The sequence below is a fragment of the Rhodococcus sp. IEGM 1381 genome (genome assembly GCF_030056795.1).
Lineage (GTDB): Bacteria > Actinomycetota > Actinomycetes > Mycobacteriales > Mycobacteriaceae > Rhodococcoides.
Map to the genome: position 1 here is coordinate 1 of NZ_JASHKQ010000027.1, position 22,679 is coordinate 22,679.

Consider the following 22,679-nt stretch of genomic DNA (forward strand, 5'->3'; position numbering starts at 1 on the left):
TATGCGGACGGTGCTACTGATACCCGAGATAATCATGCGAAAACGGCCCGTGACGTTCGAAGCTATTCGTTGATCAGACCAGCGGGATCGACGGGATGACAGGCGGCGTAGGGGTCGCAGCGCTACCGCTGGAGAGAAGCTTGAGCAGGAGAAGAAGCAGTTCCATGGAAACTCCTTGAAGAGGGGGATGTGCAGATCGAACGTGACGGTCGTCACTTGATTGCCTCTGCAAGGAGATTTCTACCCGATCAGATAACGCTCTGTATACGCAATTGGGACTAAAAGTCGAAAATCTTGGTGAGCCATCACAAAACGGTCACGACGCGTCGATGTCGCGGCCGCCCCCCGACGGCGACCGCGACACGATACGACTGCTTAAGCGGCGCTACCCGACGTCAGCACGCCGACGATCTGGTCGACGATCGCACCGACGATGCCGTCGTAAACGCCGGTGGCAATGTCGGAAAAGAACTGCGCTGCTGAACCCATGAGAACTCCTGATGCTCGTGTGTACGTACAGCCGTAGGTAATACGACCTACCTCGTTCCTACCTCACACTCATCTCCGGCGCAGTACCCGGTACCAACTCGAGACGTCCAAGAGCGGGCCCCGCAACGGCTTACCGGTATGTCTACCGAGTTAGCGGCTGAAACTACTCTCCGATCACATCTTTCGCGCGACCTACGAGCAATGGGTCTGTTTCCCCGACTATTTCGGGGTCCTTGTTGGCGTAGTCGAATTTGTTGAGCACAAAACGCATCGCGTTGATGCGGGCGCGCTTTTTGTCGTTGCTCTTGACGACCGTCCACGGTGCGATGTCGGTGTCGGTGGCGCGAAAGTTCTCTTCCTTCGCAGCGGTGTACGCGTCCCACTTGTCCAGCGATGCGAGGTCCATGGGCGAGAGCTTCCATTGCCGCACCGGGTCGACCTGGCGAATGGCGAAGCGGGTTCGCTGCTCGTGCTGCGACACCGAGAACCAGAACTTGGTCAGGCTGATGCCCTCGTCCACAAGCATCTGCTCGAAAAGGGGTGCCTGGCGCACGAACTGGGCGTGCTGCTCGTCTGTGCAGAAACCCATGACCCGCTCGACGCCTGCCCGGTTGTACCAGGACCTGTCGAACATGACTATCTCGCCTGCGGCGGGAAGATGCGCGATGTAGCGCTGGAAGTACCATTCTGTCGACTCACGGGCCGACGGCTTCTCCAGAGCGACGACGCTGGCACCGCGGGGGTTCAGGTGCTCCATGAAGCGCTTGATCGTGCCACCCTTACCGGCAGCATCACGGCCCTCGAAGATGATGACGTGACGTCGACCGGTCTCTTTGGTCCACATCTGCAGCTTGAGCAGTTCGATCTGCAGCAGGCGCTTCTCGAGGTCGTATTCTGCCCGGGTCATGCGCTCGTCGTACGGGTAGTTCTCGCGCCAGGTGTCGACGACGTGGCCGTCGGGAACCGTCAGCAGTACCGGATCGTCGTCATCGGAGTCGTCGACGGTGAAGCCCGATGTGTCGGCAAGATCCACGGCCTTGGTGATGTCGAGGAGGTCGCTAAGGTTGGCGCGCGGAGCCTCACCGTTGCGGAGATCGTTGTCGGTCATGTGCCGAAAGTTAGTGCTCATCGGTGACCAGTCCATGGCGATTCGGTGAACAGCCGACGCATCCTCACCCATCGAGAACGCTTCCGGTCCGCAAGGGGGACGGACCGGAAGCGACCGACGCCTCCGACCGTAATCCTCGAAGTATCTGCAGGTCCAGCGCTGCGCCGTAAAAGTCAGCGAGTCCGCTCGGTGTCGAAGTTCCCAACCGTTCGCTTCTCGGGGTCGATATGGGTGAAACCCCCGATGCGCCGAAAGCCGTTGGTGACGCAGACTTTTCACCATGACATTCGAGAGCGGTTCACCCAGAGAATTCACCCTGTCCAGTTCACAGAAGATGATCGGAGGCGTGTGCGGCGGCATCGCAGAATATTTCGGCTGGGACGTCAATGTCGTCCGACTCGCTACCGTCGCCGGAGCGATCCTGACCGGCGGCACCGTCGTGCTGATCTACCTTGCGGCCCTGATGCTGGTTCCGCGCCGGCCGTGACCCGGCGGCGGACACAGAAAAGGCCCCGTCGTCTCTGATCAGAGACGCGGGGCCGGTCTGTATCGAATCTAGCTGGAGCCGAAGCTGCCGGTGCTGTCTCCGAGAAGTCCCTCGAGCAGGCTGTCGAGCAAGCTACTGGTGATGCTGTCGGTGATTCCGTCGAGAATGCCGCCGTCGGCACCGCCGCCGAGCAGACCGCCGATGAGTTCGAAAAGAGGCATGGAGTGTGTACCTTTCGGAGAACGACTAGGCCTGGTTGAAGATTCGACCGGGCGGCAGAAATATAGCCCGCCCGTTCTGTCCGATCCTGACGTTTTCGACCAAAAAGACCCATCGACTGTTTGAGGCCGCCAACCGAACTAGCGGGAGCCGAAACTACCGGTGCTCAGGCGAAACAATTCGTTCAGGAATCCGGCAGGTGTGAAGAGATCGTTGAAGTGCTCGTCGGCAACCGTCGTCACGGCGTTGCCGAGCAACGAGTGGGCAAGGTCGAACAGCTGCATGTCAGTGCCTTTCGTCGGCATGTCGTGTCGAACTGCGAGCTCACCATTCAACCGCGGCAGACCCTGCGACACAGTCGTTCGATCGAACGGTTCGCGCTCAGGCTTTGCCCTTTCCGGTGACCAACCAACCGCAGGGTGCTGCGAGTTCGTCGGCCGCGGCCGGACCCATCGAACCGGGTGCATAACTCTGCACCTCGGGCGGGTCGTTCAACAACGGCGCAGCCACGTCCCATACGTGCGCCAAACCGTCGGGCCGAGTGAACAGCGATCGGTCGCCGCTCAGCACGTCGAGGATCAGGCGAGCGTACGGGCTGAGCGGCTCGGCATCGGGCACCGACTCGAGCGGGAGCGCAAGGTATCCGACGGACAGGTCGAAATCCGGACCCGGCTCCTTGACCGTCATGGCGATGTCGATACTGCCGTCGCCGGAGAGGTCGAACGAGAGCACCGCGCCGTCCTCCGGCAGCTCGCCCAGCGGACTGTCGGCCGGCTTGCGGAACACCAACGAGACGCGCTGTTCGCTGACACCCAACATCTTCCCGGTGCGGAGCAGGAACGGGACGCCGCGCCAGCGATCGGTGTCGACCCACAACGTGGCTGCGACGAATGTGTCGACCTTCGAGTTCTCGTCGACGCCCTCGACGTCGCGGTAACCGTCGTATTGACCGAGAACCACTTCGGCGGTGTCGAGCGGCCGGAACTGGCCGATCACCGTCTCGCGAGCCGATTGCAGATCCTCGGCCTTCAGCGATACCGGCGGTTCCATCGCCACCTCGGCCGCGACCTGGAACAGGTGGGTGACGAGCATGTCCAACACCGCACCGGTGGCGTCGTAGAACTCGGCGCGATCGTCGATGTCGAGCGTCTCGGGCACATCGATCTGCACCTGCGCCACGTGCTCGGCGTTCCAGATGCCACTGATCATTCCGTTGGCGAACCGCGCCACGTGCAGGTTCTGCGTCGCTTCCTTGCCGAGGAAGTGGTCGATTCGATAGACCTGCTCTTCCTCGACGACCTCGTGGACGGCCTTGTCGAGTTCCTCGAAGTTTCGCTGCGACGTGCCGAAGGGCTTCTCGTAGACCACCCGGGCGCCGTCGGCGAGGTCGTGTGCACCGAGGGCCTTCGTGTAGTCGACGAAGGTGCTCGGTGGCAACGCGATGTAGTGCACCAACTGGGCGTCGTCGCCGATGTCTTTCTTCACCTCGGCGACGACCTCGGGCAGCTTGCCGGGATCGTCGACGGTGAAGCCGTTGCCCGCGAAGCGGATTCGCTCGGAGAATGCCGACCAATCCTTCTCTGCCACGTTCTCGACGAACTCGTCGAGCACGCTGCGGACATGATCGCGGAACTCGTCGTCGGACGAGTCCTTACGACCGTTGCCGATCAGGACCCATTCCTCGGGCAGCAGGCCTTCGAGGTGAAGTTGATAGAACGACGGCAGGACCATTCGCTTCGCGAGGTCTCCGGTTGCGCCGAACAGGACGAATACAGTGGGTTGAGAGGACGCCATGACCTCCACTATGCACCGCATAGTTTGGGAGCGCACAGTGCCGACGAGGTGAGGGTGACGATGACAAGATCACGGTTTCACGGGGAGATCTACGGGGTAGGCACGGCATCGGGTGTGCGGATCGTCGTCGGACATTGGACGCGATCGCCACTCGGCGAGTTCACCGACGTGATGATTCAATTCGCTGACGGGAGACGCCTACTCGTCGCCCCCAATGAGGACGTACGGGAATTCGTCACCGCCACTTACACCTTCGACTCCACCGAGCTCGTGCCGGTGACGTTCGCCGCTCAGCAGGACGGTTGGCGGTCGGTGACAGCGGGTGACCTGTCGGTGAGAATTCGTGTTGCCGGACCCACCCTGCTCGGGCGCGCGTTGAGCCTCGTTCCCGACGCGGTGTCCACGGCACCGTGGTTCTGCGCGATCAGCGACCCCATCGCCCGAGTGATACTGCGGGGAGTACGCACCCGCGGCAGCGCCGGTGGAGGCCGACGCGAGTACTACGGTGCGCGAGAGCAACATCGCGTCACCGACGTCTCGGCATCGTGGCAGGGCGAGGACCTCGGGACACTCACCCCGGTCACTCCCCCGGTGACCTTCGGCTTCGGCAGCACCCCCGCCGGACCGTCGGTCACCTCGATCACCACGACCATCGACAGTTAGCCCATCGACAGTCGGAGGGACGAAGGTCCCTCGAGGTCGGGACGTTAAGGGCTGCTGACTTGCCGACGCAGCGGCCAGGCTTGTGGCGTGACCCTGACCGCACCCGCACGTCCCTCGCCCGCCGGCCACCCCGCTCTGTCTCCCGCCGCCGAGGCCGTTGTTCGCGCCACCGCAGGGGTGGTGGCCGAGCACTCCGAGACGATCAGCGCCCGCTTCTACGAGTCGATGCTGGGTCAGCGCCCCGAGCTGTGGCGTCTGTTCAATCGCGCGAATCAGGAGACCGGAGAACAGAGTCGGGCGCTGGCCGCGTCCGTAGTGGCGTATGCAGTTCAACTGATCGACCCGGACGCGCCGTCGTTCGAGCCGGTGTTGCGCCGGATCGCCGGCAAGCACATCACGCTCGGCATCACGCCTGAGCAGTACACGCTCGTCGGAAGACACTTGCTCGGAGCCGTGGGCACCGTTCTCGGAGCTGCCGTCACTCCCGCGATCGCCGCGGCATGGGACGAGGTCTACTGGTTGTTCGCCACGCAGCTCATCGCCACCGAAGCGCGTCTCTACGCAGCGGCAGACATCGACCCCCACGATCCGCTGCGCCCGTACCGCGTGATGCGACGAACGCAGGAAAGCCCCGGCACGGTCTCGCTCGTCCTCGAACCCGCCGACGGTGCACCCCTTCCCGCACTCGAGGCCGGCCAGTACGTCACCGTGTTCGTCGACCTCGCAGACGGCGCTCGGCAGCCGCGTCAATACAGCGTCTCGTCCATCGCGTCCGACACCCGCCTGCAGATCACGGTGGCACAGGTTCGCAACGGTCCGCCGGGGCAGGTGTCCACGCACCTTCAGGAGGCCGTTACCGTCGGCGATATCCTCGAAGTGAGCAGTCCTGCAGGCGATTTCGGGGTACCACCAGGCAACGGACCGCTGTTGATCGCCACGGCCGGTGCCGGAATCACCACTGTGCTGCCGCTCGTCGAGCATCTCGCTCGAACTCAGCCCGGCCGAACACTGATACTGGCCCACGCGGACCGCAGCCGCGCCGACCACGCCTTGCGCGAGGCGATCTCCATTGCAGCCGAAGCGCTCGACGACGTCGTCGATCACGCCTGGTACGAGACCGTCGACGCGGACGATTCGACGTCCTTCACCGGATTGATGGATTTCGACCGGATCGAATTCACCGCCGACACCCACGTGCTCAGTTGCGGACCGCTACCGTTCCTGCGGGCCGTCCGTCTCGCGGCGCTCCAGCGTGGTGTGCCGCCGGAGCGCATCTCCTACGAGGTGTTCGGTCCCGACCTGTGGTCTCCCGTCCCGGTGACCGGGTGAAGAAGGTCTCGCTGGACGCCCTCGCTCGCACGCAGATCGCCGCAGCCACGGCCGCGACGTCGCGCCGGGCGGCGTCGGCGGTGTACGGAGGCCATGAGCATGCCCTCCGGCAGACGCTCATCGCGCTCGCGGCCGGTGCCGAACTGTCCGAACACACGAACCCGGGCGAAGCCACCGTGCACGTCTTGTCCGGCCGCGTCGAGCTGGTCAGCGGCAGCGACGTCTGGAGCGGGATGACCGGCGATCTGCTGGTCGTTCCCGATGCACCGCACTCACTGCGGGCCACCACCGATGCGGCTGTTCTGCTGACAACCGTGGTCACCTCGGCCTAGACCACCGAAGCGCCGGAGGCCCGCAGATCGTCGAGGGCGGCGGCCGAGGACTCCGGTGCTACTCCTGCGACGAGGTCGGTGAGAACACGCACGTTCAGCGTCTGCGCCACAGCGTCTTTGGCCGAGGCCAGGACACAGTAGTCGGTCGCAAGTCCGACGACGTCGATGTCGGAGACCTCATTTGCGGTGAGTATCTCGGCGAGGGGTGTCCCGTCGTCGGTGACGCCCTCGAACGCCGAGTACGACGGCTTGCCCTGTCCCTTGAAAACGTGGACGTCGACCGAATCGGTCGCGTAGTCCGGGTGATACTCGGCCCCGACGGTGCCCGCGACGCAGTGCACCGGCCACGTGGTGACGAAATCCGGAGCGACATCGGTAGCGAAGTGTCCGCCGTTGTCGCCCGCCGCATCGTGCCAATCGCGCGAGGACACCACGAGGTCGTACTCGTCGCCGTGGCGCGCGAGGTACGCACTGATCTTGCGCGCCACCTCGGCGCCGCCGGTCACCGCCAGCGCACCGCCCTCGGTGAAATCGTTCTGCACATCCACTACCAACAGAGCACGTGTCATGGAGCCCAGTATCCTCGACGCGTGCGCATATCGGCTCTGGTGACCTACCCAGTCAAGGGATGCGCGGGTGTCGTACTGGATTCGGCCCCCGTGAGTGCCACCGGTCTCGAACACGATCGAGCGTTCATGATCGTCGATGCCGACGGCGCATTTCGCAGTCAACGGAGCGACCCCGTTCTCGCGGCCGTCCGATGCTCGGTGGCGGACGGGGCGTTGACTCTCGAACACGCATCGACAGGTTCCATGACCGTGCCCGTCGACCGCGACTCCGCATCGCGCGACATCACCATGTTCCGCGCACCGATGCGCGGAATCGACCAGGGCGACGAGGTGGCCGCCTGGCTCACCGAGGTGATCGGAGAACCCTCGAGACTCGTCGCCGCGCCACGCGACCTCGGCCGCGTCACCGACGGAATCTCGCCCGGGTCAGCGCAATTCGCCGACAGCTCGGCGGTGCACATCCTCTCGACCGCGACCTTGGCCGGCCTCAACTCCCGCCTCGACGTCGCACTGCCGATGGATCGATTTCGTCCCAACATCGTCGTCGACGGCTGGGAAGATCCGCATCGGGAAGACGAGGTGCGGGAGGTGACCATCGGCTCCACCCGCCTCGCTTACACCAAGCTGGCCATCCGGTGTGCCGTGACCACCGTCGAGCAGACCACCGGTGAGCGAGGCGGCCCCGAACCCCTGCGCACCCTGGCCACCTACCGCCGCGCGCGGCAGAAGGGCGTGGCCTTCGGAGCGAAGTTCTCGGTGCTGCAGAACGGCACCGTAGCGGTCGGTGACGAACTACACGTCGAGACCTGGGGCGAGTCGGAGCTCTAGCTCGAACGGCATGTGATTGGCCCAGCCGTTGCGTGCGCGCAGCGAAACCTGTTGCCCTGCTTGCACAGTCACCGTTCGCCGGCCGGTGCCCAGCGCAGCGTTCGTGCCGCGATACCGGATGAAGGCGGTGATCTCGTGGCTGCCCGGCTCGAGCGCATAGGTCGACGGCTCGGTCCACGACTGGCGATGCTCGGTGCCGTCGATCGTGACGAACGGCCGCGCGAACGTGCGCACCAGCGCCGCATTCACCCAATGCGGAGCGAACTCGATCTCGATTGTGGCGACCATAGTTCGAGGCTACCGACGGGATCGCCCACTATTCGCGTCTGCACACGGTTTTCCGTCTACGAGAACGAATTGTGGACAACCACGTCACTTGCTCCGACGGCAACGAGCGCCGCCAGCTGAATGCGCGCTTGCCCCGCCCGTAGTTCCCGCGAGAACACCGCACCCGCATCGACCAGATCGTGTCCGCCGCCGCCGCCGCCGTACGTCGGTGAGGTCTCACCGAACGGCACCCGCGTCGTGACGACCACGTGCACCCCGGCCGCCACCGCTTGCTTCACCGCGTGCACGACCGTGGCATTGGTGTTCCCCGAGCCCAGCGCCTCGAGCACGATGCCCGACGCCCCGGCTTCACGGCTGGCGTCGATCTGGACACCGTCGGCACCGGGATACAGAGCCACGATGTCGACCCGAATCCCGGCAACGGGCTTCCACTGCAGGGGTTTCGGCCGAGGGATCGCCGCCGACCGAAAGGCATCGAGCTCGGTGGTGTGCTTCTTGATCGCACCGCGGGCAGGGAGCACCCGTCCACCGAAGGCGATCAGGACACCCTGCTCGGACTGCGCTGCCGCCACCGCCGCGGCGATGTTGCTCGGACCGTCAGGATCGGGATGATCCGAGGTGCGCTGCGCACCGGTGAACACCACCGGACGCTCGTCGTCGTGGAACAGATCGACGTACAGCGCCGACTCCTCCATCGTGTCGGTGCCGTGCAGCACCACCACTCCGACGCAGCCGTCCTCGGCCAGAGCGTCGGCGGTTGCTGTGCGAATGGTGTCGAGATCCGTGAAGTTCAGAGCGGAGCTGTCCTTCGACATCACCTCGCGCACTCGCACACCGTCGAGTTCGATCCCCGCACCGGCAACCGGACGAGAAACTCCGTGCTCGTCTCGACTGCTGGCAATCGTCCCGCCGGTGGTCAACAAGGCGACATGCTCACTCACTGCGCGCCGCCACCTCTCGAATTCTGTTGCGGCACAAGTACCAACCGCCGATCAGCATCGGCGCGATGAGCAGGATCGACGCCACCGTCCAGGTTCCCACCGGTTTGTCGAAGGCCATCAGCACGAGTACACACGCCAGGAAGCCTAGCGTTGCGTATCCGGTGTACGGAGCACCGAACAGTCGGAATGCAGGTCGGGTGACGGCGCCGGTCTTGGACAACGACCAGAACTTCAGCTGACACGCCACGATGACGGCCCAGGCGCTGATGATGCCGAGTGCAGCGAGGTTGAGCACGATCTCGAATGCCTGCGCCGGCACGACGGCGTTGAGGACGACGCCGAGCAATGTCACCACCGACGTCAGCGCGATGCCTCCGTACGGCACACCCGACTTGTTCATCCGCGCAGCGAATTTCGGTGCCGAGCCTGCGACGGCCATCGAGTGCAGGATGCGTCCGGTGGAATACAGGCCGGCGTTGAGAGAGGACAGCGCCGCAGTGAGGACCACAAGATTCATGATCGCATCGGCACCTTCGACGTCGATGGCTCCGAAGAATGTCACGAACGGACTCTCACCGGCCTGATAGGCGGTGTACGGCAACAGCAGTGACAGCAGCAGAACCGAGCCGACATAGAACACGACGATGCGAACGATGACGGTGTTGATCGCCTTGGGGATGACCTTCTCCGGGTTCTGCGTCTCCCCGGCTGCGGTGCCGACCAGCTCGATCGAGGCGTAGGCGAACACGACGCCCTGGATCACGACGATCGCCGGCAGCAGTCCGTTGGGGATGAGACCACCGTTGTCGGTGAGGACGCTCAGGCCCGGTTCCTGCCCGTCGATGGGTGTGCCGAAGATGACGTAGTAGGTACCGATCGCCAAGAAGGTCACCAGCGCAACGACTTTGATGAGCGCGAACCAGAACTCCAGCTCGCCGAACACCTTGACCGACACCAGATTCAAGCCGAGCACGAGCACCAAGCCTACCAGCGCGAACACCCACTGGTCCACGTTGCCCAGTGGTGCCCAGTACTTCTTGAAGAAGTTCATGTAGAGCGCGACAGCCGTAACATCCACGACGGCCGTCATCGCCCAGTTCATCCAGTACAGCCATCCGGCCGCGAAAGCGACCTTCTCCCCGAAGAACTCGCGGGAGTACGAGACGAACGATCCCGACGACGGGCGATGCATCACCAGCTCGCCCAGTGCGCGCAGGATCAGGAACGCGAAGAAGCCGCACAGCGCGTACACGAGCACCAGGGCCGGCCCAGCGTCGTGCAGTCGGCCGCCGGCACCCATGAACAGGCCCGTACCGATAGCGCCGCCGATAGCGATCATCTGAATCTGCCGGGGCGCCAATTCTTTACGAAAGCCGGCGTCGGGTTCACTGAAAGCTTGCTTCTGTGTCGGGTTCTCGGTGCTCATCGCGTTACCTCGTCGACGTCTCGGGAGCAACGGAATGCTCGGTGGGAGCCACCCGCAGGTTCGCGAGATGCTCGGGGCTCAGCAATCGATCGAGTTCCTCGCGCGCCAGCAACCCCTTCTCGAGTACGAGATCGACGACATTGCGGCCACTGACCAGTGCTTCCTGCGCAATGGCAGTCGATTCCACGTAGCCGAGGTACGGGCTGAGCGCGGTGACCAGACCGATGGAGTTCTCCACGCGCTCACGCAGCAGATCCACATTGGCGGTGATTCCGTCGACACATCGATGCGCGACGGTGCGGCAGGCGGCACTCAGGTGCGCCATACCGTCGGACAGGGATTTGACGATGATCGGCTCGAATGCGTTGAGCTGCAGCTGCCCTGCCTCGGCGGCCATCGTGATGGTGACGTCGTGGCCGATCACCTCGTAGGCGACCTGATTGAGAACCTCGGGAATGACGGGGTTCACCTTGCCGGGCATGATCGACGAACCCGCCTGCATCGGAGGCAGATTGATCTCGTTGAATCCGGCGCGCGGACCGGAGGACAGCAGGCGCAGGTCGTTGCAGATCTTCGACAGCTTCACCGCAACACGCTTGAGCACACCGGACAGGTGCACGAACTGGCCGACATCCTGCGTCGCCTCGATGAGGTCCGTCGCGGTGACGAGCGGCAGGCCGGTGATGGTGCGCAGGTGCGCGACGGCAGATTCGGTGTAGCCGGCGGGAGCGTTGAGGCCGGTGCCGATGGCGGTGGCCCCGAGGTTGATCTCGTGCACCAGCAGCGCTGCTTCTTCCAACCGTGAGCAGTCCTCGTCGATCATGATCGCGTAGGTGCCGAACTCCTGGCCCAGGGTCATCGGCACCGCGTCCTGCAGCTGGGTTCGGCCCATCTTGACCACGGTGGCGAACTCGCTTGCTTTGCGGGAGAACGAATCTCGCAGCACCTTCATCGAGGCGATGAGCTCGTGGACGGCGAAGATGGTCGCGATGTTGACCGACGTCGGGTACACGTCGTTGGTGGACTGCGAGGCGTTCACGTGCTCGTTGGGGTGCAGCATGCTGTAGTCGCCGTGCGGATGCCCGAGGATCTCCAGGGCGCGATTCGCGATCACCTCGTTGGCGTTCATGTTGGTCGAGGTGCCCGCGCCGCCCTGAATGACGTCGACGACGAACTGCTCGTGCCACTGGCCGTCGAGAATTTCCTGACACGCCCCGCGAATCGCTTCCCCGCGGGTGGCGTCGAGAATTCCGAGATCCTGATTGGCCGACGCGGCCGCCCACTTCACCGCCGCGAGTCCGCGAACCAGGTGTGCATTGGTGGAGATCGGGCGCCCGGTGATGGGGAAATTCTCCAGGGCTCGCAGAGTGTGGATTCCCCAATACACGCTCGTCGGGATGTCACGTTCCCCGAGAAGATCCTTCTCGATACGGGTATCGGCCACAGTGCGCTCCTAGATGGGGGTGTCCAGCTGTCCAGCTGTCTGACAGGTAGAGTGTGGCGCAGAACACCTCGTCGGTCAACCCCGGGCTAAGATCACGTCATGAACCTGTCGGACAGCTGGGCAGTCAGTGCGCCCACGAATGCCCGCATGAGCGCAGCCGAGGCGGTGTTCGCAGACCTACGCGCAGCGATCTCTTCGGGAGATCTCCCCGTTGGGCAGAAGCTGCCGTCCGAGGCCGCGCTCGCCACCCGCCACAGCGTCAGCCGCTCGGTCATCCGCGAGGCGCTGCGCTCCTGCCATGCCCTCGGTCTGACCGAAACCAAAACGGGACTGGGCACCTTCGTCGTCCGCGATCGCGTCGGCAGCGACCTCGACATCGGCAATTACGCCGCCCGTGAATTGATGGAGGCCCGCCCCCACGTGGAGATCCCCGCGGCCGGCTGGGCCGCGGAGCGTCGCACCGAGGAGGAGCTGACGGTGCTCGCCGGCCTGGCCGACGAGATGCGCTCCGAAGACGACCACGAGGCCTGGGTTCTGCTGGACGCTCAGTTCCATACGGCGATCGCGCGGGCGAGCAAGAACCGCGTGTTCGAGGCGATCATCGTCGACATCCGGGATGCGTTGACGCGGCAATCGGAGACCCTCAACCTCGTCGCCCACCGGCAGCAGCAGTCCAATGTGGAGCACGATGCCATCGTCGACGGCATCCGATCGGGCCGGTACGACGACGCCGCGCATGCCATGACTGCGCACCTCGATGCCGTCAGGGGTGCAGTGGAGTCACTCGCCGATAGTCCCGGTGCGAACGCGACAGACTAAGCTGCGGGCCGTGACGAAGGTACTGAACTCCCTCCCGGTCGGCGAACGAATCGGCATTGCATTCTCCGGCGGTCTCGACACCTCGGTGGCCGTGGCATGGATGCGCGAGCACGGCGCGATTCCGTATGCCTACACCGCAGACATCGGCCAGTACGACGAGCCTGATCTGTCCGATGTGCCCGAGCGCGGCCTGGCCTACGGGGCCGAGCAGGCGCGGCTCATCGACTGCCGTGAACCGCTCGTCGAGGAGGGCTTGGCGGCTCTGACGTGCGGCGCGTTTCATATTCGTTCGTCGCTGCAGACGTACTTCAACACCACCCCGCTCGGCCGCGCGGTGACCGGCACCATGCTGGTGCGTGCCATGGCCGAAGACGGCGTCTCGATCTGGGGCGACGGATCGACGTACAAGGGAAACGACATCGAGCGGTTCTACCGCTACGGGCTGCTCGCCAACCCACAGCTGCGGATCTACAAGCCATGGCTGGACGAGGCGTTCGTGACCGAGCTCGGCGGCCGCCACGAGATGTCGGAGTGGCTGTCCAAGCGCACCCTCCCCTACCGAGATTCCGCCGAGAAGGCGTACTCCACCGACGCCAACATCTGGGGTGCCACCCACGAAGCGAAGAAGCTCGAGTACCTCGACACGTCCCTAGAGATCGTCAGCCCCATCATGGGCGTCCGGTTCTGGGACCCCGAGGTGGAGATCGCTCCCGAGGAGGTCACCGTCGAGTTCGAGCGCGGCCGCCCGGTGCGGATCAACGGCAAGAGCTTCGACAGCCCCGTCGACCTGGTCATGGAAGCCAACGCCATCGGCGGCCGCCACGGTCTCGGCATGAGCGACCAGATCGAGAACCGCATCATCGAAGCCAAGAGCCGCGGCATTTACGAGGCCCCCGGAATGGCGTTGCTGCACATCACCTACGAGCGCCTCGTCAACGCCATCCACAACGAGGACACCGTCGCGTCGTACCACAACGAGGGCCGACGACTCGGACGCTTGCTGTACGAGGGACGCTGGTTCGACCCGCAGGCACTGATGCTGCGCGAAGGCCTGCAGCGCTGGGTCGGCAACGTCGTCAGCGGCAGCGTCACAGTGCGTCTGCGCCGCGGCCAGGACTTCACCATCGTCGACACCCAGGGCACCAACTTCAGCTACCACCCCGAGAAGCTGTCGATGGAACGCAGCCAGGGCCAGGCATTCTTCCCCGGCGACCGCATCGGACAGTTGACGATGCGCAACCTCGACATCGCCGATTCCCGTAGCAAACTCGAGCAGTACGCCGCGCAGAATCAGCTCACGGCCTGGGGCGACCTGATCGGCGAACTACCCGCAGGCGGAGCCGACGCCATCGCCGCAAGCAGCCCCGACGCTTCCGTGGACTCCTCGGCACTCGATCACGCCGCCATCGAGTCCGGCACAGACTAGGGGCCGCCCAACTGGGTCGTTCCGCAGGCTCCACTCCTGCTGCCGAACTCGAAGTTATGGACGGATTTCAGCGGATTTCCGTCCATAACTTCGAGTTCGGCTACTCTTCGGGCTCGGTGAGCCCTTCATGCTCGTCGCGCTCCGCCCACTCGAGTAACTCGTCGATCGCAAATACTGCATCGTCGATGCCCGCGTGCAGGTCACCCAGATCGGCGAATCTGGCAGGCACCGTGTAGATCGTGAACTCGCGCGGATCCACGCTCGCCACTTCGTCCCACAAGATCGGCGTCGACACCGTCGCCTGCTGATTTCCCCGCACCGAATACGCGCTGGCGATGGTGTGATCACGGGCATTCTGGTTGTAGTCGACGAACAACTTCGACGGGTCGCGATCCTTGCGCCACCACGTGGTGGTGACGTCCTCCGGTGCGCGGCGCTCCACTTCACGCGCGAAAGCCAGTGCTGCCCTTCGCAAGTCCTTGAATCCGTGCGCCGGATCGATTCGAACGTAGATGTGCAGACCATGACCTCCTGAGGTCTTGGGCCAACCGACGGCACCGAGATCTCCCAGAACTTCCTGCACCACCGCCGCCACGCGTCGGACTCGGTCGAAGGAACAGTCGGGCATCGGATCGAGGTCGATGCGCCACTCGTCGGGCATCTCGACATCGGCGCGGCGGGAGTTCCACGGATGGAACTCGACGGTCGACATCTGCACCGCCCACGCCACATGCGCCAACTCCGTCACGCACAGCTCGTCGGCAGTGCGGTTGTACCGGGGAAACGTCACCTGCACGGTCTCGAGCCACGGCGGCGCCCCGTTGGGCACGCGCTTCTGGTGCACCTTGTCGCCGGCGAGGCCCTTGGGGAAACGGTGCATCATGCAGGGCCGCTCCCGAAGCGCACGCACGATGCCGTCGCCGACGCTCAAGTAGTAGTTCACCAGGTCCAACTTGGTGGCCCCGCTCTCGGGGAAATACACCCGATCGGGATTGGAGATGCGGACGATGCGGTCACCGACCGGTAACTCGATCGATGGAGAGCTACTGACCATGAGATCGAGGGTAAGCGATCAAGCGCGAAGCGTAATGCCGTATCGGTCTCGCTTGCGGTAGATGGTCGCGCGGCTCATGCCCAGTTCCTCCGCCGCCTCGCTCATCGTGATGCCGGGGCGAGAGAGCACACGGATCATCTCGTCGCGCTCGAACGTCTCGATGCGGGTGAGCCGGTGGGTGGTGTGCGAGAGCACCTCCGGCGGCAGGTGTTCGACGCCGATGACGTCGGCTCGAATCGCAGCATGATGCATCACCGTCGCCACTTCCGCCACGTTGCCCGGCCAAGCGTATTCACGCAGTGCCCGCTCGGCGGCGCCGGTCAGCGTGACCGCCCGGCCGCGCACCCGGCCCGCCAGGTGCAGCGCGAGCGGCGCGATGTCGTCGGGTCGGTGCCGAAGTGCAGGCAATTCGACGACCGTGCGCAGCAATCCCGCGAGTGCATGCGGAACGTCGTCGTAGTTCGATGCCGTCACCGTCACCGGCACGCCTGTTCCCGCTCGGCGCAGTAGCTCGGCCAACGTGTCCGCCGCACGGGCGGGCAGCCTGTCGACATCCCGAATGACCACGGCGGTATCGGGTTTCGGCAATTCGGGAGTCCACAGGTCGAGCCAAGCTTCGACGTCACGCGCAGCGGGTGCACCGGCACTGAGAATGCGTCCCCGGGGCCGAGATGCCCGCAGCGCCCGGGCCAGGACGGTGGCTCGACCCGATCCTGCCTCGCCGACCATCAATACCGAACCATGATCGACGAGCGCTGATTTCGCAGACGCGAGCGCACCGCGCCACGCCGGCGAGAGGTCGTCGACGATGCCGGATCCCGCTCCGCTGTGCGCTGTCTCGACCCGGAACACCTCACCGCGCGGGGCCGGCCGAGGCTGCTGGCCCTGCGACCGTGCGAGCATCATGGCCGAGGTGTTCCCGGCCGCCGATTGAGCAAGGGCCAGAAGCAGATCCGACGACGACTGCGACCACGTGGTGAGGTTGACGCACCCCTCGACCCGGCCGGTCAGTGGATCGAGCACCGGAGCAGCCGCACAGGTGTAACCGGCCAGGGAGAGCGAATAATGCTCGTCGGCCTTCACCACCGCGGGCACCCGATCCGCCAGGGCCAGTGCGAGTCCGTTGGTCCCCGTCTGATCCTCGGCATACGAGAACCCGGGTGCCAGATGGACACGATCGAGGGCGGCGAGCAATTCGCGGTCGGCGCTGACGCGATCCAGCACGAGGCCGTCGGCGTCGGTGAGCATCATCGATACCGGCTCGTTCGCCAACGTGTCGCGCAGGCCGTCCAGTACCTCTCGGCCACACCGGTAGAACAGGGATTCACCGTCGTAGGTACCGGAGAAGACGGGAGCAACCTCGTCCAGCGAGACGCCGTACCGCTGACTGCGGTGCCAGGATGCGAGAAGACGGTGCGAGACGGCAGCGAGGGGCTCCGAGTGGAGTCGGGCACGCGCGAGACCCTCCGATTCAGCCATGTGACCCACGTTACATTCGCATGTCGCAGTCTCAGTCTGTCGATCGTCTCGAATTGAGACAGCAAGAGGCCCTCGAGGCGACCCCACCGCCTTACCGTCGTGCACAGACAAACGTGACCCACGTCACGAACCGCAATTCGGGAGGCTCACGCATGTACACCAAGAACGGCGAAAACTTCTTCATCGTCGACGCTCACGTCGCCCTGTGGGACGCGCGGCAGGAGAACCAACGCAACATCCACGGCAAGCAGTTCATCGACTGCTTCTACGACTACCACCGCAACCTCTCCCCCGAGAGCGAGCTGTGGACCTACGACGAATACCTGTACCAGGGCGGCGAGCGGCTGATGCACGACCTGTTCGAGATCGGCTACGTCGACCACGCGATCTTCCAGCCCGCTCACCTGGGCGAGTTCTATCATCGCGGGTTCGGCCAGACGGACGAGGCCTCCGCGCTCGCCGCAGCTCACCCGGACAAGCTGACTTACAACCACCACTTCGACCCGCGCAACGGCGAGCGTGGCCTCGATCAGCTGCGTGCGGACGCAGAACGATTCGGGCTCAAGGGCGTCAAGCTTTACACCGCCGAATGGAACGGAGATTCCCGCGGCTACAAGCTCGACGACGACTGGACTCGTCGCTACCTCGAGGTGTGCCGCGAACTGGGCATCAAGAACATCCACGTGCACAAGGGCCCGACCATCCGGCCGCTCGATCGCGACGCGTTCGATGTCGCGGACGTCGATCACGTGGCCACCGACTTCACCGATCTGAACTTCGTCGTCGAGCACTGCGGACTGCCGCGCCTCGAGGATTTCTGCTGGATCGCCACCCAGGAGCCCAACGTGTATGCCGTTCTTGCCGTGGCCATTCCGTTCATGCACACGCGCCCGAAGTACTTCGGGCAGATCATGGGTGAGCTGCTGTACTGGTTGGGCGAGGACCGAATCTTCTTCTCTTCCGACTACGCGCTGTGGACACCCAAGTGGCTGGTCGAAGGATTCGTCGACTTCCAGATCCACGAATCCCTCGACGAATACGCGCCCATCACGATCGAGCAGAAGAAGAAGGTCTTGTGGCTCAACGCCGCCAAGCTCTACGACATCCCGGTGCCGGCAGAACTGCAGTTGCCCGACGCCGACGAGACCGAGACCGGGCCGCGTCAGCCCGAACGCGCCGACCTCGCGGCGGTGTGAGATGACGACAGCGACGACGACCAGAAAAGACGAGGCGTACGCCGCCCTCGGTGTCGTCCTGGATCCCGAATTGGACGAGCCGATCACCGATCTCGGCTTCGTCCGATCCCTCGAAGTCGACGAGGGCACCGTCCATCTTCATCTGCGGTTGCCCACGTCGTTCTGCTCGCCGAACTTCGCGTACCTCATGTCGGGCGATGCGAAAGACGTGTTGACGGCGTTGCCGTGGACCGAGCGCGTTCTCGTCGAACTGGACGATCACCACGACTCGGACAAGATCAACGCCGGCCTCGCCGCCGACGCGGGATACCGGGGCACCTTCGGACACGAGGCCGAAGAGGACCTCGACGAATTACGAGCGACGTTCCGGCGCAAGGCGTATGTGGCAGCGATGGAGCGCTCGCTCATGGCATGGTTGCGCGCCAATCCCGACTCGACCGAGAACGATTTGACCGCAGTGGTTCTGGGCGATCTGCCGGATGATCGCACCTCATCGGCGTTGCTCCGCCGCCGCGAAGCACTCGAACTTCGTACAGATCCAGCCGCTCCGGCTCTGGTCGACCACTCCGGCCGCCCGCACACCGGAGATCTGACGATGGTGATGCGGCGAGCCCGCGCCACCCGCGTCTCGATCGACGGCAACGCGCACTTCTGCCGCGGGCTGCTCCAGACCCGCTACCCCGGCGCGGAGGAACAGCAAGTCCCTCGCGAGGAAGGTGCGTTCATCCCCCTCGCCACCCTCACCGTCCAGCACAGCACTACACAGGAGCATTCACGATGAGTTCGATGCGCGCCGTCCAGGTCGTCGGCTATCACAAGAATCTGGAGATGACCGAGGTTCCGATTCCGGAAGTACAGGGCCCACTCGACGTCATCGTCAGGATCGGCGGCGCAGGCGTGTGCCGTACCGATTTGCACATCCTCGAAGGCCAGTGGGCCGAGAAGTCGGGCGTCACACTGCCTTACACGATCGGGCACGAGAACGCCGGGTGGGTGCACGCCGTCGGCTCGGCCGTCACCAACGTTCGCGAGGGCGACAAGGTGATCCTGCACCCACTCGTGACGTGCGGACTGTGCCGAGCCTGCCGATCCGGAGACGACGTCCATTGCGAGACGAGCGATTTCCCCGGCATCGACACGAACGGCGGATACGCCGATTACCTACGGACCAATGCACGGACGGTCGTCAAGATCGACGATTCACTCGAACCGTCCGCGGTGGCCGCGCTGGCCGATGCCGGTTTGACGGCGTATCACGCGGCGGCGAAGGCGGCCCGGCGGCTGACGCCCAGGGACAAGTGCGTCGTCATCGGAGCAGGCGGTCTGGGCCACATCGTTATTCAGGTACTCGAGGCGCTCTCCCCCGCCGAACTCATCGTCATCGACCGCAATGCCGATGCGGTGAAGCTCGCCCTCACCCTGGGCGCAGATCACACGGTGGTCGCCGACGGTACCCAGGTGGATCAGATCATGGAACTCACCGGCGGATTCGGAGCCGAAGTGGTACTCGACTTCGTCGGTGAGAACGGCTCCACCGCAGAAGGATTGGCGATGACCAGGCGAGCGGGCGACTACCACGTCATCGGGTACGGCGAGAACGTCGACGTGCCGACCATCGACCTGGTCTCGGCGGAGAAGAACATCATCGGCAATCTTGTCGGCTCCTACAACGACCTGTGCGATCTGATGTCCCTCGCCGCACGCGGTGCCGTCAACCTGCACACGCAGACGTACGCGCTCGACGACTTCCAGAGCGCCATCGACGACCTCGACAACGGACGGGTTCGCGGCCGCGCGATTCTCGTACCGTGAAATCGGGTAGAACCGAGATTCGTCACTACAACCACAGGGAGCGACGTTGATCTTCATCACCGCCAAGTTCAAGGTGAAGCCCGAGCACGCCGACAACTGGCCCGAGATCTCGCGCGATTTCACCGAAGCATGCCAGGCCGAAGAAGGATGCCTCTGGTACTTCTGGTCGCGCACGCTCGACGACCCCTCCGAGTACGTCCTGGTGGAGGCGTTCAAGGATCCCGATGCCGGTGCCGCCCATGTGAATTCGGATCACTTCAAGCAGGCCCAGCAAGATCTCCCGCCGTACCTGCAGGAGACGCCGAAGATCATCAGCCAAGAGGTGGACGGCACCGACTGGAACGAACTGGGCGAGCTCGCAGTCGACTAGTTCGACTCGCGATCCCGGACCACCTGGCTCAGCGTCATCACGGCGTCGGCGAATTGCCCAGGCAATTCCTGCGGCGGGTTGTGGCCGCAATCGACCTGACGCACGTCGATCAGATCGGTGAAGTGCCCCGCGTGGTCCGGGCGGCCGTACAGGGAGGCGACGGTGTCCTCGGTCGGATCGATCACGACCGTGGGCACCGTGATCCTCGGCTGTCCCGTCAGCAGCTCCTGCGTCGCTGCGTAGGCCGCGTCCCCCGCCTCGATGCCGTATCGGTGCCGGTAGGAATGCACCGACACGTCCACGAAGTCGGGGTTGTCGAACGAGGGCGCGGTGGCCGCGAATTCGGAGTCACCGAACCTCCAGGTAGGCGACCAATCCGTCCACAGTGTCTGTGCAATCTCTTCGCGGTATGCCGCCAGCCCGGCCCGGCCTCGCTCGGAGTGCAAGTAGTACTGGTACCAGTACCGCTTCTCGAGGTGCGGCGGCACCGGCGTGGACACCGCCGCCGCGATGTCTTGCACCAGATATCCGGAGACACTCACCAGGCCGGACACCAGCTCCGGCCACAGCGCGGCGACGACGCAGGCGGCTCGCCCACCCCAGTCGTAGCCCGCGACGATGGGCTCGTTCAGCCCGAGCGCGATGATCAGCTCGCGGAGGTCGTGGCCGATCGCCGCCTGCTCACCGGATCGCATCGTGCCCCCGTCGACGAAGCGGGTCGGTCCGAAACCGCGCAGGTACGGTACCACCACGTCATAGCCGGATTCGGCGAGCAGCCGGGCGACGTCATCGTAACCGCGCGGGTCGTACGGAAACCCGTGCAACAGCACCACCGAACGGCCGGACGGATCACCGACGCGGTCGAAGGCGACGTCCAGCACTCCTGCGCGAATCATCATGGGTCCATGCTCGCATTGTGCAGCCGACTGTCAGCTACTCAACACCTCCTGCATGCCGGGCGCGAGGACGTCCGACAGGTCGGTCCATGGGACGGTGATGGTGATGAGGCCGATGCCATAGGCCCCCACCTGATAGTCACCGAAGTGAATGTTCATCCCTTCCGGTGATGCCGTCCAGTTCGCGAAGTTGGCCACCGTCGGTTCGATTCCCGATCGCTCGAAACTCTCGCCTGCGCGGGTGGTCGGAAGAATCTTCGCTGCTTGGTCGGACAGCCTGGAAAGACCGGAATCCAGGTCGCTGAAGGCATCGCCGAGAGAGATCGGTTGCGCGGTGTCCGCGTTGATGGTCACGGTCGCAAGCAGTGAATTGCCATGCGCTCCGGGTGGCACGGCGATCCAATCGGTGATCTGTTCGGCACTGATCACGCGCCGACCGACGTAGGTCGCACCCGTCGAGTAGCCGTCGCTGAGAGCGAAGTCGTATCCGTAGTCGCCGTCGATCTGATCCTGTAACGCCGCCCGCATCGACTCGTTGAACTCCGCCGTCACGGCGGGATTCCCAGCACTGAGCTGCGGAATTGCGACTTCGTAGGTCGCATTGTCCGTCGATCCGGTGACCCGAATACTGCCGACGACGTACGGCTCGACGGCATCCGAGGTAGTGGGCGGCGTTGTACTCGTCGGCTCGGCGCGCTCGGTCGTGACGGTGACATCCGTGGTCGTCGGTGCCGACGCCGGCGTGGCGGTTCCCGAGGTGGAGCAACCCGCGAGGGCCGCGGTCACGGCCAGTGCGGCGGCCACCGAACGAATACGAGTCATGCCCGACCCTAACCGGGTAGCACCGCGAATCGGGTGCAGCCGACCGCGCTCAGCGCTGCCTATTGCACCCGATTCGAACGCGAAAAAGCCCGGCACCTCGAAAGATGCCGGGCTTTTCTCGTGCGTAGGGCTGGACTCAGAAGTCCATGCCGCCCATGCCACCGGTCGGATCGCCTGCGGGCGCTCCGGCCTTTTCGGGCTTGTCGGCGACGACGGCCTCGGTGGTGAGGAACAGAGCCGCGATGGACGCTGCGTTCTGCAGTGCCGAGCGGGTGACCTTGACCGGGTCGTTGATGCCTGCAGCGAGCAGGTCCTCGTACTCGTTGGTCGCGGCGTTGAGGCCGTGACCGGCGGGCAGGTTGGAGACCTTGTCCGCAACGACGCCGGGCTCGAGGCCTGCGTTGAATGCGATCTGCTTGAGCGGGGCGGACAGTGCGACGCGAACGATGTTCACGCCGGTTGCCTCGTCACCGTCGAGCTTGAGGTTGTCGAGTGCGGGCGCTGCCTGGAGCAGTGCCACGCCGCCACCGGCGACGATGCCTTCTTCGACGGCTGCCTTGGCGTTACGCACGGCATCTTCGATGCGGTGCTTGCGCTCCTTGAGCTCGACCTCGGTTGCCGCTCCGGCCTTGATGACTGCAACGCCGCCGGCCAGCTTGGCCAGGCGCTCCTGCAGCTTCTCGCGGTCGTAATCGGAATCGGAGTTCTCGATCTCGGCGCGGATCTGGTTGACGCGACCGGCGATGGCGTCGGAATCTCCCGAGCCCTCGACGATGGTGGTCTCGTCCTTGGTGATGACGACCTTGCGTGCCTGACCGAGCAGCTCGAGTCCGGCGGTCTCCAGGGAGAGGCCGACCTCTTCGCTGATGACCTCGCCACCGGTGAGGA

At 64.5% G+C, this 22,679-nt stretch carries 25 protein-coding genes; 11 read left to right on the top strand and 14 right to left on the bottom strand.

All coding sequences use genetic code 11. The features are described from left to right. Positions 1–652: 652 nt before the first annotated feature. Positions 653–1,597, bottom strand: a complete 945-nt coding sequence (gene ppk2 / locus QM797_RS25805) for a polyphosphate kinase 2 (RefSeq protein ID WP_283278587.1) — start codon at positions 1,595–1,597, stop codon at positions 653–655. Between the two features lie 280 nt (positions 1,598–1,877). On the opposite strand from ppk2, the gene QM797_RS25810 reads away from it, so the two are divergent. Next, a complete protein-coding gene (locus QM797_RS25810; protein WP_283278589.1) occupies positions 1,878–2,084 on the top strand; it encodes a PspC domain-containing protein in 207 nt (68 codons plus the stop codon). 68 nt (positions 2,085–2,152) lie between these two features. Here the strand turns inward: QM797_RS25810 and QM797_RS25815 are convergent, their stop codons facing one another. The 3 genes from QM797_RS25815 to QM797_RS25825 form a co-directional block, all read right to left on the bottom strand. Beyond that, entirely contained in the window at positions 2,153–2,305 is a 153-nt protein-coding gene (locus tag QM797_RS25815) for a hypothetical protein (protein ID WP_283278590.1), read from the bottom strand. 138 nt (positions 2,306–2,443) lie between these two features. Continuing rightward, positions 2,444–2,587, bottom strand: a complete 144-nt coding sequence (locus QM797_RS25820; protein ID WP_283278591.1) for a hypothetical protein — start codon at positions 2,585–2,587, stop codon at positions 2,444–2,446. 97 nt (positions 2,588–2,684) lie between these two features. Beyond that, complete coding sequence (locus QM797_RS25825; protein ID WP_283278592.1) at positions 2,685–4,097, bottom strand: glucose-6-phosphate dehydrogenase; 1,413 nt, start codon at positions 4,095–4,097, stop codon at positions 2,685–2,687. Positions 4,098–4,157: 60 nt separating this feature from the next. On the opposite strand from QM797_RS25825, the gene QM797_RS25830 reads away from it, so the two are divergent. From QM797_RS25830 to QM797_RS25840, 3 genes are all read left to right on the top strand, one after another. Continuing rightward, positions 4,158–4,760, top strand: coding sequence for a hypothetical protein (locus tag QM797_RS25830; RefSeq protein WP_283278593.1), 603 nt, complete (start codon positions 4,158–4,160; stop codon positions 4,758–4,760). 87 nt (positions 4,761–4,847) lie between these two features. Then, positions 4,848–6,089, top strand: coding sequence for a globin domain-containing protein (locus tag QM797_RS25835; RefSeq protein ID WP_283278594.1), 1,242 nt, complete (start codon positions 4,848–4,850; stop codon positions 6,087–6,089). Then, complete coding sequence (locus tag QM797_RS25840) at positions 6,086–6,421, top strand: cupin domain-containing protein (protein ID WP_283278595.1); 336 nt, start codon at positions 6,086–6,088, stop codon at positions 6,419–6,421. The genes QM797_RS25835 and QM797_RS25840 overlap by 4 nt, the downstream gene beginning before the upstream one ends. Here the strand turns inward: QM797_RS25840 and QM797_RS25845 are convergent. Further along, entirely contained in the window at positions 6,418–6,990 is a 573-nt protein-coding gene (locus QM797_RS25845; protein ID WP_283278596.1) for an isochorismatase family protein, read from the bottom strand. The genes QM797_RS25840 and QM797_RS25845 overlap by 4 nt on opposite strands. Positions 6,991–7,011: 21 nt before the next feature. On the opposite strand from QM797_RS25845, the gene QM797_RS25850 reads away from it, so the two are divergent. Then, on the top strand, positions 7,012–7,818 hold the full coding sequence (locus tag QM797_RS25850) for an MOSC domain-containing protein (RefSeq protein WP_283278597.1): 807 nt from the start codon (positions 7,012–7,014) through the stop codon (positions 7,816–7,818). On the opposite strand, the gene QM797_RS25855 is transcribed toward QM797_RS25850, so the two are convergent. From QM797_RS25855 to aspA, 4 genes are read right to left on the bottom strand one after another with little or no spacing between them, the layout of a single operon-like run. Further along, positions 7,783–8,106, bottom strand: coding sequence for a hypothetical protein (locus QM797_RS25855; protein WP_283278599.1), 324 nt, complete (start codon positions 8,104–8,106; stop codon positions 7,783–7,785). The genes QM797_RS25850 and QM797_RS25855 overlap by 36 nt on opposite strands. Positions 8,107–8,162: 56 nt before the next feature. Further along, a complete protein-coding gene (locus QM797_RS25860) occupies positions 8,163–9,047 on the bottom strand; it encodes an asparaginase (protein ID WP_283278601.1) in 885 nt (294 codons plus the stop codon). Next, a complete protein-coding gene (locus QM797_RS25865; RefSeq protein ID WP_283278602.1) occupies positions 9,040–10,473 on the bottom strand; it encodes an amino acid permease in 1,434 nt (477 codons plus the stop codon). The genes QM797_RS25860 and QM797_RS25865 overlap by 8 nt, the downstream gene beginning before the upstream one ends. A 4-nt stretch (positions 10,474–10,477) precedes the next feature. Then, positions 10,478–11,917: an aspartate ammonia-lyase gene (gene aspA, locus QM797_RS25870; RefSeq protein ID WP_283278603.1), complete on the bottom strand. Its 1,440-nt coding sequence runs from the start codon at positions 11,915–11,917 to the stop codon at positions 10,478–10,480. A gap of 99 nt (positions 11,918–12,016) precedes the next feature. Between aspA and QM797_RS25875 the strand changes: the two genes are divergently transcribed. Continuing rightward, positions 12,017–12,736, top strand: a complete 720-nt coding sequence (locus QM797_RS25875; protein ID WP_283278604.1) for a FadR/GntR family transcriptional regulator — start codon at positions 12,017–12,019, stop codon at positions 12,734–12,736. A gap of 10 nt (positions 12,737–12,746) precedes the next feature. Further along, positions 12,747–14,162, top strand: coding sequence for an argininosuccinate synthase (argG, locus tag QM797_RS25880; protein ID WP_283278605.1), 1,416 nt, complete (start codon positions 12,747–12,749; stop codon positions 14,160–14,162). 100 nt (positions 14,163–14,262) lie between these two features. On the opposite strand, the gene ligD is transcribed toward argG, so the two are convergent. Further along, positions 14,263–15,216, bottom strand: a complete 954-nt coding sequence (gene ligD, locus QM797_RS25885; RefSeq protein WP_283278606.1) for a non-homologous end-joining DNA ligase — start codon at positions 15,214–15,216, stop codon at positions 14,263–14,265. 18 nt (positions 15,217–15,234) lie between these two features. Further along, positions 15,235–16,695 (bottom strand): AAA-type ATPase lid domain-containing protein, encoded by a 1,461-nt coding sequence (locus tag QM797_RS25890; RefSeq protein WP_283278607.1) that lies wholly within the window; start codon positions 16,693–16,695, stop codon positions 15,235–15,237. Between the two features lie 152 nt (positions 16,696–16,847). Here QM797_RS25890 and QM797_RS25895 point away from each other — a divergent pair, with 152 nt between their 5' ends. Genes QM797_RS25895 through QM797_RS25910 form a run of 4 tightly spaced genes read left to right on the top strand, consistent with a single transcriptional unit; the run spans position 16,848 to position 20,073 of the window. Beyond that, positions 16,848–17,891: an amidohydrolase family protein gene (locus tag QM797_RS25895; RefSeq protein WP_283278608.1), complete on the top strand. Its 1,044-nt coding sequence runs from the start codon at positions 16,848–16,850 to the stop codon at positions 17,889–17,891. Position 17,892: 1 nt separating this feature from the next. Beyond that, positions 17,893–18,672, top strand: a complete 780-nt coding sequence (locus QM797_RS25900; RefSeq protein WP_283278609.1) for an iron-sulfur cluster assembly protein — start codon at positions 17,893–17,895, stop codon at positions 18,670–18,672. A 5-nt stretch (positions 18,673–18,677) separates the two neighbouring features. Continuing rightward, complete coding sequence (locus tag QM797_RS25905) at positions 18,678–19,703, top strand: NAD(P)-dependent alcohol dehydrogenase (RefSeq protein WP_283278614.1); 1,026 nt, start codon at positions 18,678–18,680, stop codon at positions 19,701–19,703. A gap of 46 nt (positions 19,704–19,749) precedes the next feature. Further along, positions 19,750–20,073, top strand: a complete 324-nt coding sequence (locus QM797_RS25910; RefSeq protein WP_283278610.1) for a putative quinol monooxygenase — start codon at positions 19,750–19,752, stop codon at positions 20,071–20,073. On the opposite strand, the gene QM797_RS25915 is transcribed toward QM797_RS25910, so the two are convergent. The 3 genes from QM797_RS25915 to QM797_RS25925 form a co-directional block, all read right to left on the bottom strand. Continuing rightward, positions 20,070–20,972: an alpha/beta fold hydrolase gene (locus tag QM797_RS25915; RefSeq protein ID WP_283278611.1), complete on the bottom strand. Its 903-nt coding sequence runs from the start codon at positions 20,970–20,972 to the stop codon at positions 20,070–20,072. The genes QM797_RS25910 and QM797_RS25915 overlap by 4 nt on opposite strands. Before the next feature lie 30 nt (positions 20,973–21,002). Next, positions 21,003–21,791, bottom strand: coding sequence for an RsiV family protein (locus QM797_RS25920; protein WP_283278612.1), 789 nt, complete (start codon positions 21,789–21,791; stop codon positions 21,003–21,005). A 136-nt stretch (positions 21,792–21,927) separates the two neighbouring features. Continuing rightward, the coding region (locus QM797_RS25925) for a TCP-1/cpn60 chaperonin family protein (protein ID WP_283278613.1) at positions 21,928–22,679 on the bottom strand (752 nt) is incomplete at its 5' end.

What these genes read in the sequence shown, in the direction of transcription:
- ppk2 (WP_283278587.1), bottom strand. Translation starts at nt 1,597, where the DNA reads ATGACCGACAACGATCTCCGCAACGGTGAGGCTCCGCGCGCCAACCTT.
- QM797_RS25810 (WP_283278589.1), top strand. Translation starts at nt 1,878, where the DNA reads ATGACATTCGAGAGCGGTTCACCCAGAGAATTCACCCTGTCCAGTTCA.
- QM797_RS25815 (WP_283278590.1), bottom strand. Translation starts at nt 2,305, where the DNA reads ATGCCTCTTTTCGAACTCATCGGCGGTCTGCTCGGCGGCGGTGCCGAC.
- QM797_RS25820 (WP_283278591.1), bottom strand. Translation starts at nt 2,587, where the DNA reads ATGCAGCTGTTCGACCTTGCCCACTCGTTGCTCGGCAACGCCGTGACG.
- QM797_RS25825 (WP_283278592.1), bottom strand. Translation starts at nt 4,097, where the DNA reads ATGGCGTCCTCTCAACCCACTGTATTCGTCCTGTTCGGCGCAACCGGA.
- QM797_RS25830 (WP_283278593.1), top strand. Translation starts at nt 4,158, where the DNA reads ATGACAAGATCACGGTTTCACGGGGAGATCTACGGGGTAGGCACGGCA.
- QM797_RS25845 (WP_283278596.1), bottom strand. Translation starts at nt 6,990, where the DNA reads ATGACACGTGCTCTGTTGGTAGTGGATGTGCAGAACGATTTCACCGAG.
- QM797_RS25855 (WP_283278599.1), bottom strand. Translation starts at nt 8,106, where the DNA reads ATGGTCGCCACAATCGAGATCGAGTTCGCTCCGCATTGGGTGAATGCG.
- QM797_RS25865 (WP_283278602.1), bottom strand. Translation starts at nt 10,473, where the DNA reads ATGAGCACCGAGAACCCGACACAGAAGCAAGCTTTCAGTGAACCCGAC.
- QM797_RS25875 (WP_283278604.1), top strand. Translation starts at nt 12,017, where the DNA reads ATGAACCTGTCGGACAGCTGGGCAGTCAGTGCGCCCACGAATGCCCGC.
- ligD (WP_283278606.1), bottom strand. Translation starts at nt 15,216, where the DNA reads ATGGTCAGTAGCTCTCCATCGATCGAGTTACCGGTCGGTGACCGCATC.
- QM797_RS25890 (WP_283278607.1), bottom strand. Translation starts at nt 16,695, where the DNA reads ATGGCTGAATCGGAGGGTCTCGCGCGTGCCCGACTCCACTCGGAGCCC.
- QM797_RS25895 (WP_283278608.1), top strand. Translation starts at nt 16,848, where the DNA reads ATGTACACCAAGAACGGCGAAAACTTCTTCATCGTCGACGCTCACGTC.
- QM797_RS25900 (WP_283278609.1), top strand. Translation starts at nt 17,893, where the DNA reads ATGACGACAGCGACGACGACCAGAAAAGACGAGGCGTACGCCGCCCTC.
- QM797_RS25905 (WP_283278614.1), top strand. Translation starts at nt 18,678, where the DNA reads ATGCGCGCCGTCCAGGTCGTCGGCTATCACAAGAATCTGGAGATGACC.
- QM797_RS25915 (WP_283278611.1), bottom strand. Translation starts at nt 20,972, where the DNA reads ATGATGATTCGCGCAGGAGTGCTGGACGTCGCCTTCGACCGCGTCGGT.
- QM797_RS25920 (WP_283278612.1), bottom strand. Translation starts at nt 21,791, where the DNA reads ATGACTCGTATTCGTTCGGTGGCCGCCGCACTGGCCGTGACCGCGGCC.